The organism is Blastococcus sp. KM273129 (genome assembly GCF_021698995.1).
In the GTDB taxonomy this organism is placed as follows: Bacteria; Actinomycetota; Actinomycetes; order Mycobacteriales; family Geodermatophilaceae; genus Blastococcus.
The window spans coordinates 1-10,451 of record NZ_SSXB01000107.1 but is presented as its reverse complement, the minus strand read 5'-3'; the positions used below and the strand labels follow the sequence as shown (position 1 = coordinate 10,451).

9 protein-coding genes and 1 pseudogene are annotated in these 10,451 nt (G+C 74.7%); 1 reads left to right on the top strand and 9 read right to left on the bottom strand.

Annotated elements, in window-relative coordinates; genetic code table 11:
* A partial coding sequence (locus tag E9565_RS20190; RefSeq protein ID WP_236836587.1) for a TPM domain-containing protein occupies nucleotides 1-1,935 on the bottom strand: 1,935 nt, incomplete at its 3' end.
* A 117-nt stretch (nucleotides 1,936-2,052) separates the two neighbouring features.
* On the opposite strand from E9565_RS20190, the gene E9565_RS20185 reads away from it, so the two are divergent.
* Nucleotides 2,053-2,430 carry a Rieske (2Fe-2S) protein gene (locus E9565_RS20185; protein ID WP_236828575.1) on the top strand — a complete coding sequence of 126 codons (378 nt, stop codon included), beginning with the start codon at nucleotides 2,053-2,055 and terminating at the stop codon, nucleotides 2,428-2,430.
* A gap of 15 nt (nucleotides 2,431-2,445) precedes the next feature.
* On the opposite strand, the gene E9565_RS20180 is transcribed toward E9565_RS20185, so the two are convergent.
* The 8 genes and pseudogenes from E9565_RS20180 to E9565_RS20145 all read right to left on the bottom strand — a co-directional run.
* Entirely contained in the window at nucleotides 2,446-3,603 is a 1,158-nt protein-coding gene (locus tag E9565_RS20180) for an ABC transporter ATP-binding protein (RefSeq protein ID WP_236828576.1), read from the bottom strand.
* Nucleotides 3,600-4,631 carry an ABC transporter ATP-binding protein gene (locus E9565_RS23420; RefSeq protein WP_236828577.1) on the bottom strand — a complete coding sequence of 344 codons (1,032 nt, stop codon included), beginning with the start codon at nucleotides 4,629-4,631 and terminating at the stop codon, nucleotides 3,600-3,602. Before E9565_RS23420 ends, E9565_RS20180 begins: the two co-directional genes overlap by 4 nt.
* 5 nt (nucleotides 4,632-4,636) lie before the next feature.
* Nucleotides 4,637-5,578 (bottom strand): ABC transporter permease, encoded by a 942-nt coding sequence (locus E9565_RS20170; RefSeq protein WP_236828578.1) that lies wholly within the window; start codon nucleotides 5,576-5,578, stop codon nucleotides 4,637-4,639.
* Nucleotides 5,575-6,579 carry an ABC transporter permease gene (locus E9565_RS20165; protein WP_236828579.1) on the bottom strand — a complete coding sequence of 335 codons (1,005 nt, stop codon included), beginning with the start codon at nucleotides 6,577-6,579 and terminating at the stop codon, nucleotides 5,575-5,577. The genes E9565_RS20170 and E9565_RS20165 overlap by 4 nt, the downstream gene beginning before the upstream one ends.
* A gap of 104 nt (nucleotides 6,580-6,683) precedes the next feature.
* A complete protein-coding gene (locus E9565_RS20160; protein ID WP_236828580.1) occupies nucleotides 6,684-8,390 on the bottom strand; it encodes an ABC transporter substrate-binding protein in 1,707 nt (568 codons plus the stop codon).
* A 207-nt stretch (nucleotides 8,391-8,597) separates the two neighbouring features.
* Nucleotides 8,598-9,197, bottom strand: coding sequence for a recombination mediator RecR (gene recR / locus E9565_RS20155; protein WP_236828581.1), 600 nt, complete (start codon nucleotides 9,195-9,197; stop codon nucleotides 8,598-8,600).
* A 43-nt stretch (nucleotides 9,198-9,240) separates the two neighbouring features.
* On the bottom strand, nucleotides 9,241-9,582 hold the full coding sequence (locus E9565_RS20150; RefSeq protein ID WP_236828582.1) for a YbaB/EbfC family nucleoid-associated protein: 342 nt from the start codon (nucleotides 9,580-9,582) through the stop codon (nucleotides 9,241-9,243).
* Between the two features lie 104 nt (nucleotides 9,583-9,686).
* Nucleotides 9,687-10,451 (bottom strand): annotated as a pseudogene (locus E9565_RS20145) (DNA polymerase III subunit gamma/tau); the annotation flags it as partial.

The following is a 10,451-nucleotide window of genomic DNA, read 5'->3' as shown; positions in this document are numbered from 1 at the left end:
GAAACCGCCCGTCCCGCGGCCGCCGCCCAGCAGGATCCCGCCGAGCACGAGGCTGCCCAGGTCGACGCCGCCGCGGCGGTAGCCCCCGCCGTAGCCTCCGAAACCGCCGGGCCCGTACCCGGACCGCCACCGGTCGACGTCGTCCTGCGCCAGGTCCAGGGCGTGCTGGGCGAGCAGCCCGGCCTGGTGCGCCTCGCGGAGGGCGGCCACCGGGTCGGTGCGCCCCAGCCCGACGGCGGCGTCCAGGTGCCGCTGCGCCTCGGCCAACCGGGTGCGCGCCTCCGGGCCCACCGCCCCGCGCCGGGTGTCGATGAAGTCGGCCGCCGCACCCACCGCCGAGCGGGCCGTGAGCAGCGCCTGGTCCAGCGCGGCCGCGGCCCGGCGCGCCTGGGTCTGGGCGTCGCGCGCGGTCGCCAGCGCCTCCTCCAGGGCGGCGTCGGCGTCCTCCAGCTGCCGCAGCGCGGCGAGCGGGTCGCCGGGACCGCCGCCGGCCGGGCGCAGGGCGGCGTCGGCCGCCGCCAGCGCCGTCTCGGCGCGGGCGATCTGCGGCGGCAGGCCGCTGCGGTCGCCCCCGGCCACCAGCGCCCGGGCCTCGGCGAGGTCCTTCTCCGTCTCCGCCCGGACGGCGGTCACCCGGTCGGCGGCCGCGTCGAGGTCGGCGGCGAGGCGCCCGACGGCGTCCAGCAGCGTGCCGCTCTGCGCGACCGCGTCCTCGGCGGCCCGGATGTCCCCCACCGCCTGCCCGCTGCGCCCGGCGGCGAGCGCCTCGCGGGCCTCGCGCACCTCGTCGTCGGCGGCGTCGAGCCGGGCCGCGGCCTCCTGGACGTTGTCGGCGACGGCGGCCACCGCCGAGCCCGCGTACCGCTGCCGGACCCCCGCCAGCCGCCGCTCCTCCTCGGGGAGCCGCGCCCGCAGCGCGGCGATGCGCGGCTCCAGCCCGGCGAGCACCTCGGGGGCGGTCCGCTCCAGGTCGCGCAGCTGCTGGAACGCCGCGCTCAGCTCGTCCAGGCGCGCGCCGGCCTCGCCGGTCAGCGCCAGGATCTGGGCGAGCATGCGCCGCGTCGTCGGCTCGTCTCTGCCGGTCCCCCGCCCACCCGAGTCGTCATCGAGCTCCTGGCGCACCGCGAACGCGCGGCCCAGGTCGGCCTTCGACTGCCCCAGCGCGGCGCCGAAGCCGGCGACCGCCTCCTCGCCGTACTGCGAGCGGGCGAAGTCGAGGTCCAGCTGCGAGGTCTTGACCGCCTCGTCCAGCGTCAGCAGCGCCTCGCTGGCCCGGCCCTGCAGCTCGTCGGTGGGCACGCCCTCGTGCGGATCGGGCTCGGCCCGCCGGCCGGCCGGGAGCGCGGGCCCGCCGCGGGCGCGACGCGACCGGCTGAGCAGGTAGGCGCCGCCCCCCACCACGGCGATCCCGCCGAGCACCAGCAGCACGCCCGACCCGCCGGAGCCCCCGTCCGCGGCCTCCGCCGGCTGCTCCGCCGCCGTCCCGCCGTCGCGCAGCAGGGCGGCGAAGGCGGCCACGCCGCCGGCCCAGTCCCCCTCGGCGAGCTCCGGGGCGACCCGCTCGTCGGTCAGCTCGTCGAACTCCGCGCCGGTGACCGGGAAGTCGGCCGGGCGCACCGTGCCGTACCGCTGGTCGTCGACGGCGACGGCGAGCAGGGCATCCCGCTCGCCGATCTGGCTCAGCTCCGCCGTGGCCTGGGCCCACTCCCCCTGGTCGGCGCCGTCGAAGGAGGAGACGAAGACGACGTACAGGTCGGTGCCGGTGTCCGCGCGCAGCTCCTCGACGACGCCCCTGACCTCCTCGGTGCCGCCGTCGAGCGCGCCGACCTGGTCGGTCACCTGGTCGGTCAGCCGGAAGGGGGGCACCGCCCACGCCGGGGAGCCGCCGAGCACGAGGACGGCGAGGACCCCCAGCACCACGAGCAGCCGGCGCACGGGAACCTCCAGGAGCGGCGACGTCGGTCGGGAGGACCCTACCGACGCCGGAGGGGTCCGGCCCGGGCGCGGTGGGTACGGCGCCCCCGCCGACCCGCCGCCTGCGAGGAGAACCGCGTGCCCGACCCCGACTCGATCCCCGCCGCCGACCTGCCGCCGCGGAGGGTCCGCCGCGTCGGCGGCTGGGCCGTGGGCAACCGCGGGGACGACCAGTACTTCGCCGTCTCCCGCCGCTGCCGCCACCAGCTGGCCGACCTCGCCGAGGGCAGCGTCGACGCCGACGGCTGCCTGGTCTGCCCGTGGCACCAGAGCCGCTACGACGTGCGCACCGGCGAGATGCTCGACGGGCCGCGGGGCTTCCTGGGCTACCACGGTCCGGCGCCGGGCTACAGCGGCCTGGTCCGGCTGGTGGGGAGCATCGCGCGGCTGCGGGTGGGCCGGGCGGTGCGCCGCGGCGACGACGTGGTCGTCACCGACCGGGAGACGGAGGCATAGGGGTGGGTGCTGCGGTCAGCCCTGCTCCGCCCGCGGCAACGGAGTCTCCCGGCCGAGGAAGGGGGTCGGGTCGTCGTCCCGGGCCCGCCCGCCCGCGCCCGGCTGCACGGCGATCCCGGCGTGCAGCACCTCTTCGGGGGAGCGCGGGTGGAGGACGCCGTCGCGGATCTCCTCGGCCCAGTGGCAGCTGACCAGCCGGCCCGGGCCGAGCTCCCGCAGCACCGGCACCTCGTCGTCGCAGCGCGTCTCCTGCCGCCACGGGCAGCGGGTGTGGAACCGGCAGCCGCTCGGCGGGTCCGCCGGCGAGGGCAGGTCACCGGCCAGCAGGATCCGCTCGCGCTGCTCCTCCACCTCCGGGTCCGGCACCGGGACGGCGCTCATCAGCGCCCGCGTGTAGGGGTGCAGCGGCTGCTCGTAGAGGTCGTCGGCGGGCGCCTGCTCCACCAGCGAGCCGAGGTACATGACGCCGACGACGTCGCTGATGTGCCGGACGACGGCGAGGTCGTGCGCGATGACCAGGTAGGTCAGGCCCAGCCGCTCCTGGAGCTCCTCGAGCAGGTTGATCACCTGCGCCTGCACCGACACGTCCAGCGCCGACACCGGCTCGTCGGCGATGAGCAGGTCGGGCTCCAGCGCGACGGCGCGGGCGATGCCGATGCGCTGCCGCTGGCCGCCGGAGAACTCGTGCGGGTAGCGGCGCAGCGCGGCCGAGGGCAGGCCGACGGCGTCGAGCAGGCCGCGGATCTTCTCCGCGATCCCGGCCTTGCCCCCGCCGAGACCGTGGGCGTGCAGCGGCTCGGAGAGCAGCGACTCCACGTTCTGCCGCGGGTCGAGGCTGCCCAGCGGGTCCTGGAAGACCATCTGCATCCGCTGGCGCATCTGCCGGAGCGGCTCGCCCTTGAGCGCGGCGACGTCGGTGCCGTCGAAGAGCACCCGCCCGGAGGTGGGCTCCTCGAGCCGGAGGATGGCGCGGCCCAGCGTCGACTTGCCGCAGCCGGACTCCCCGACCAGCCCGTACGTGGCGCCGCGCGGCACGGTGAGCGAGACGCCGTCCACGGCCTTCACGTGCCCCACCGTGCGGTCGAAGAAGACGCCCTTCCTGATCGGGAAGTGGACCTTCAGGTCCTCCACCCGCAGCAGGTCGTCCTGGCCGGCGGTCGGGACGGCGGTCATCGGGCGGCTCCGGAGGCGGTGGCGCCCGACGGCGCGGACGGGTGCTCGAGCGGGTGGCGGCAGCGCAGCTCCCGGCCGGGGCCGTCCGGGACCAGGGGCACGGTGCTGCCCGACACCTCGGTCAGGCAGTCGTCCTGGGCGTTGTCGCAGCGCGGGGCGAAGGCGCACCCCTCCGACCACGGGATGGCGTCGCGGGCCGAGCCGCGGATGGGCGTGAGGGGGGCGCCGCGGGTGGAGTCCAGCCGCGGCACCGAGGCGAGCAGCCCGCCGGTGTAGGGCTGGCGGGGCCGGGTGAACAGGTCGTGCCGGTCCGCCGTCTCGATGATCTTGCCGGCGTACATGACGTGCACCCGGTCGCACAGCCCGGCGACCACGCCGAGGTCGTGGGTGATCATCACCAGCGCCGTCCCCGAGTCGACGACGAGCTCGCGCAGCAGCTCCAGGATCTGCGCCTGGATGGTGACGTCGAGCGCCGTCGTCGGCTCGTCGGCGATGAGCAGCCGCGGCGCGCAGGCCAGCGCCATCGCGATCAGCGCCCGCTGCCGCATGCCGCCGGAGAGCTGGTGCGGGTACTCCTTGAGCCGACGCCCCGGGTCGGGGATGCCGACCCGGTCGAGCAGCCGGGTGGCCTCGTCCCGCGCCTCGGCCTTGGACATCTCACGGTGCTCCAGCAGCACCTCGGTGACCTGGGTGCCGATCGGCACGGTGGGGTTGAGCGAGGAGAGCGGGTCCTGGAAGACCATGCCCATGTCGGCACCGCGCAGCCCGCGCAGCACGTGGTCGGGGGCGTCGACGAGGTCGTTGCCGTCGAAGCGGACCGAGCCGGTCACCTCGACGCCGCGCCGCGGCAGCAGACCCATGATCGCCAGCGAGGTGACCGACTTGCCGCAGCCGGACTCCCCCACCAGCCCGATCGTCTCGCCGGGCGCCACCGAGAAGCTGACGCCGTCGACCGCGCGGGTCGGCTGCTCCCCGCGGCGGGTGAACCGGACGGCGAGGTCCTCCACCTCGAGCACCGGTGCCTGCACGGGGCTCACCTCCGGAACTTCGGGTCGAGGGCCTCGCGCAGGCGCTCACCGAGCAGCGTGAAGCCGAGCGCGACGACGATGATGCACAGCGCCGGCCAGACCGCCAGCGCCGGTCGGATGGACAGGAAGTCCTGGGCGTTGGCCAGCATCGCCCCCCACTCGGGACGGGCGATGTCCGGGTCGCCCAGGCCGAGGTAGGAGAGCGCGGCGGCCTCGATGATCGCCGTCGCCAGGGACAGCGTCGCCTGGACGATGACCGGCGACAGCGAGTTCGGCAGCACGTGCCCGAACACGATGCGGCCCTTCTTCACGCCCAGCGCCCGCGCCGCGACGGCGTAGTCGCTGCCGCGCTGGGCCAGCATGGAGCCGCGCAGCAACCGGGCGAAGATCGGCACCTGGACGACGGCGATGGCGATCATCAGCGCGTACTGGTTCTGCCCGAGCAGCACCGAGATGGTGATCGCCATGAGCAGGCCGGGGATGGACAGGAGGATGTCGACGAACCGCATGACCGCGGTGTCCACCCAGCCGCCGAACGCGCCGGCCAGCACCCCCAGGGCCATCCCGACCACCAGGCCGAGCACGGTGGACACCACACCGATGAGCAGCGACTGCCGCGAGCCGTAGATCAACCGGGAGAGCAGGTCGCGGCCGAGGTTGTCCACCCCGAGGGGGAAGCCCTCCTGGGGCCCCGGGATGGTGCCGGGCCGGATCTCCGACAGCAGGTACTGGGTGACCGGGTCCTTCGGCGCCAGCAGCGGCGCGAACGCGGCCACGACGAGGAAGACGAGCACGATGACCGCGCCGGTGATGGCCACCGGGTCCCGCCGCAGCCGGCGGAACGCACTGCGGGTGAGCGAGAGCCCGGCCTCACCCTCGGGCAGCTGCCCGGCCCGCGCCGCGAGCGCGTCGATGCGCTCGCGCTTGTAGTCCCCGAGAGCGGTCATCGGACCCTCACCCTCGGGTCGAGCAGGCCGTAGGAGATGTCGACCAGCAGGTTCACCAGCACGTAGACGACGGCGAGCATGAGGATAAAGCCCTGCAGCACGGCGAAGTCCCGGAGCCTGATCGCGTCGTACAGCGTCGAGCCGACCCCGCCGAACGCGAACACGGTCTCGGTCAGCACCGCCCCGGACAGCAGCAGCCCGGTCTGCAGGCCGATCGTCGTCGAGACGGGCAGCAGCGCGTTGCGGACGATGTGGCGGCGGCGCACCGTCGCCATCGCCAGGCCCTTGGCGTTCGCCGTCCGCACGTAGTCCTCGTTCACCACGTCCAGGACCGAGGCCCGGGTGATCCGGACGATGATCGCCAGGGGGATCGTGCCCAGTGCGATCGCCGGGAGCACCAGGTGCGTCAGGGCGTCCCAGGCGGCGTCCCACTCGCGGGTCAGCAGGCCGTCCAGCACGTAGAAGTTCGTGACGCGGGTGGCGTCGATGCGCACGTCCTGGCGACCGGACCCCGGCAGCCAGCCGAGCTCGACGGCGAACAGCAGCCGGAGCAGGTAGGCCAGGAAGAACACGGGGATCGCGACGCCGATGAGCGAGCCGATCACGGACGCCGAGTCGAGGAAGCTGCCGTGCCGGCGGGCGGCGAGGTAGCCCAGCGGGATGCCGACGCCGATGGCGAAGACCATCGCCAGGACGGTCAGCTCGATGGTGCCGGGGAACCGCTCGAGGAAGACGTCGGTGACCGGCCGGCCGTACTGCGTGGAGTTGCCGAAGTCGAGCTGGACGGCCCGCCCCAGGAAGCGGAAGTACTGGACGTAGAGCGGCTCGTCCAGGCCGAAGAGCTCGTTGTACTGGGCGATCGCCTCGGGGGTGGCGCGCTCACCGAGGGCCGCCTGCGCCGGCCCTCCGGGCAGCGCGCGCAGCCAGGCGAAGAGGAGGACGGACAGCCCCAGCAGGATCGGGATCAGCTGGAGGAGCCGCCGGACGATGAAGCGGAGCACGCGCTCGGACCAGCCTTTCCGGACACCGCTGTCCTACACCGGACGGTCGGCCGCGCCGGCGGTGGCGTCGCTGCCACCACCGGCGCGGCCGGGGAGATCCCTGCTCAGTCCTGCAGCGAGACCGTCGAGAAGTCCTCCGCGGTCAGCGGGCTGGGCTCGAGGCCCTGGACGTTCTCCGCCACCACGAGCGCCGGCGGCGAGTGCGAGATCGGCACGGCCGGGAGGTACTCCTTGATCAGGCGGTTCGCCTCCTGGTAGAGCTCGGTCCGGTTGGCCGGGTCGGGCTCGGCGTCGGCCTCGGCCAGCGCGGCGAAGATCTCCGGGGCGCTGAACGCGCCGAACTCCGCGGACGCCTGGTTGTTCTGGTCCTCGGCGAAGAAGGTGCCGATGAAGTTGTAGGCGTCGTTGTAGTCACCGGTCCAGCCGAGCAGGTGGATGTCGGCCTGGCCGGCCTGCACCGCCTGGAGGTAGTCCGGGTTCCACTGCAGGGCGACCGGCTCGATGGTCAGGCCCACCTCCTGCAGGTCCTCGGCGATCACCTGGAACATCGCGGCCGGGTCCGGCAGGTAGGGCCGGCTGACGTCGGTCGGGTAGTAGAACCGCAGCGTGGTGCCGGCGGCGCCGGCCTCCTCGAGCAGCTGGCGGGCCCGCTCCGGGTCGTACTCGTAGGTCGGCACGTCCTCGGCCCAGCCGTCGACCGACGGCGGCATGAAGTTCGTCGCCACCTCGGAGCCCTCGGGGAGCAGCGAGTTCACGATGGTCTCGCGGTCGATCGCGTGCGCGATCGCCTGGCGCACCCGCTCGTCCTGCAGCGCCGGGTTGGCGCTCGTGCCGGGCACGTTCCCGCCGTTGAAGCCCAGGTAGAGGATGTTGAACGGGTCGCGGACGAGGACCTGGAAGCCCTCGCTCTCGAGGGTCTGGTAGTCGGCGGGCGAGACGAAGTCGTACCCGTCGATGGTGCCCGCCTGCAGCTCCTGCCGGCGGGTGTTCCCCTCGGGGATGGTGCGGAAGATGATCCTGTCGAGCAGCGCCGGCTCGCCCCAGTAGTCCTCGTTGCGGACGATGGTGACCTCGCCGTTGCCCCGGTCCCAGCTGTCGAAGCGGAAGGGGCCGGTGCCGGTCGGGTGCTCGAGGGCGTACTCGGTGTAGCTGATCGCGTCCTCGGAGCCGGACAGGTTGTCCGCGTCGTACTCCTGCAGGGCCGTGGGGCTCTGGATGGAGAACGCCGGCAGCGACAGCGCGGCGGGGATCTTGCTGGTCACCTGGTTGAAGGTGATCACCGCGGTGTTCTCGTCGACGGCCTCGCAGCCCTCGTAGATGCCGGGGTTGTCGCTGTCGGCGAAGCCGCCGAACACGGCCTGGTAGTAGTACGTGGCGCTCGGGCTCTGGGCCAGGCCGGTGAAGTTGTGCCAGCGGTCGAAGTTGAAGCAGACCGCCTCGGCGTTGAAGTCCGTGCCGTCGTGGAACTGCACGCCCTCGCGCAGGTTGAACGTGTACTCCAGCCCGTCCTCGCTGACCTCCCAGTCCTCGGCCAGCGCCGGGACCAGCTCGGTCGTGCCGGGCTCGTTGGTCAGCAGGCCCTCGTGGATCTGGCGGGCGATCCGGAACGTCTCGCCGTCGCTGGCGAAGGCCGGGTCGAACATCGCGGGGTCGCCGGCGGCGCCGAAGACGAGCGTGCCGCCGGAGGCGGCGGTCTCCCCGCCGCCGCCCTCCTCGGTGTCCCGGTCGCTCGAAGCGCAGGCCGAGAGGGTGACTGCGGTGAGCGCGGCCGCGGACGCGGCGAGCGCTCGAGTGGTACGACGACGTGTCATCGCGGAAGACCTGCCTCCTCGGCCACGGCGGGCCGGACGAGTTCCGGACGTGGGGCCCGCGGACGCCACAGGGTCCGCGGAACGCCTGGGAACCCTAGGCGGCGGCCGTCGCCCCCGGGCAGTGCCGGTCGTCCATCGACACCAAGCCGTGACCTACGCGAGCTGCTGGAACGGCCCAGCTGCAGGGTGGAGGGCAGCGGGGTTTCTTCAGGCGTCGATGCGGCGGCGACCCTCGAACGCCCGCCCGAGGGTGACCTCGTCGGCGTACTCGAGGTCACCGCCCACCGGCAGGCCGCTGGCCAGCCGCGACACGGCCAGCCCCATCGGGCCGACCAGCCGCGCCAGGTAGGCCGCCGTCGCCTCGCCCTCCAGGTTGGGGTCGGTGGCGATGATCAGCTCCTTGACGGTGCCGTCCATCAGGCGGCTCATGAGCTCCTTGACCCGGAGGTCGTCCGGGCCCACGCCGTCGATCGGGCTGATCGCCCCGCCGAGCACGTGGTAGCGGCCGCGGAACTCGCGGGTGCGCTCGATGGCGACGACGTCCTTGGGCTCCTCGACGACGCACAGCACGTCCTCGGTGCGGCGCGGGTCGCGGCAGATGCGGCACTGCTCGGCCTCGGCGACGTTGTAGCAGGTCACGCAGAACCGGACCGACTCCTGCACCCGCGTCAGGGCGGCCACCAGCCGGCCGACGTCGGCCGACTCGGCCGACAGCAGGTGGAAGGCGATGCGCTGGGCGCTCTTGGGCCCCACGCCGGGCAGGCGACCGAGCTCGTCGATCAGGTCCTGGACGGCACCCTCGTACACGGTGCTCCTCGGGTTGCGAAGTGGATCGGGCGGGCGCGCCCGATCAGAGGCCCGGCAGCCCCAGGCCGCCGCCGCCGAGGCCGCCGGCGAGCGGCCCCATCCGGCTGGCGGTCAGCTCGTCCGCCGCGCGCTTGGCGTCCCGGACGGCGGCGACGACGAGGTCCTGCAGGGTCTCCAGGTCGTCCGGGTCGACGGCGGCCGGTGCGATGGTGAGCGCGGTGAGGTCGCCGTCACCGGTCATCGTCGCCGAGACCAGCCCGCCACCGGCGGTGCCGGTGACCTCCGTGGCCGCCAGCTCCTGCTGGGCGGCGGCGAGCTGCTGCTGCATCTGCTGCGCCTGCTTCATCAGCTGCGACAGGTCGGGCTGCTGGCCTCCGGGGAACATGCCACGAGAGTAGGCCGCGGGTGCGACAGGTGAGGGCGCGCCGCCGCGTCCTGCGCGTCGCACCGCTGCCCCGGGGGCGCGGCGCGTCCCTGCGAGCAGCCCCGTCAGCCGTCGAGCGGCCGGGCGCCGAGCTGGGCACGCAGCAGCTGCAGGGCCGCCTGCTCCTGGTCGACGACCGGCCCGGGCTCGGCGCCTCCCCCGTCGGTCCCCTCCGCGGCGCGCTCGGCCATGAGCTCGCGTGCCTCGGCGGCCTCGGCGGCGCGCGCCGCCTCCCGAGCCGCCTCGGGCGCGACCGCGCGGGCACCGGCGGCAGCCGGCCCGGCGCCGTCGACGACGGCGTCGATGCGCCAGCGCACCCCGAGCAGCTCGTTGAGCGCCTGCCGGACGATCTCCCGGTTGAGGTCGTCGTTCATCCGGCGGGCCAGCGCGGGCGAGGAGGTCGACAGGACGAGCACGCCGTTGGCCAGCTGGTGCACCTGGAAGCTGTTCAGCAGCGCCTCGGTGGTGCGCTTGTGCTTCTTGACGATGGCGAGCAGCTCGGGCCACACCCGGCGGACGTCGGTCGTGGTCAGCTCCCCCTCGCCGGCCGGCTCCTCGGGGTTGGCCGACACCACGGGCGTCGGCTCGCCCCCGCGCGGGGCGGGCGAGGACTCGGCGGCGGCTCGGGGCGGCGACGCCGGCGGGCGCGGCTGCTCGACCCGGGTGGCCGCGGCCCGGACGGCGGCCGGCTGCGCCGGGTGCGGCCAGTCCTCGTCGTCGGTGGGCTCGGGCGGCAGCGGGATGTCGGGCTCGTCCGTCGCCACCCGGCTGCGGGCCGCGGCCACCCGGGTCGAGCAGCCGCGCCCGCCGGCGTCGCCGCCCCGAGCCGC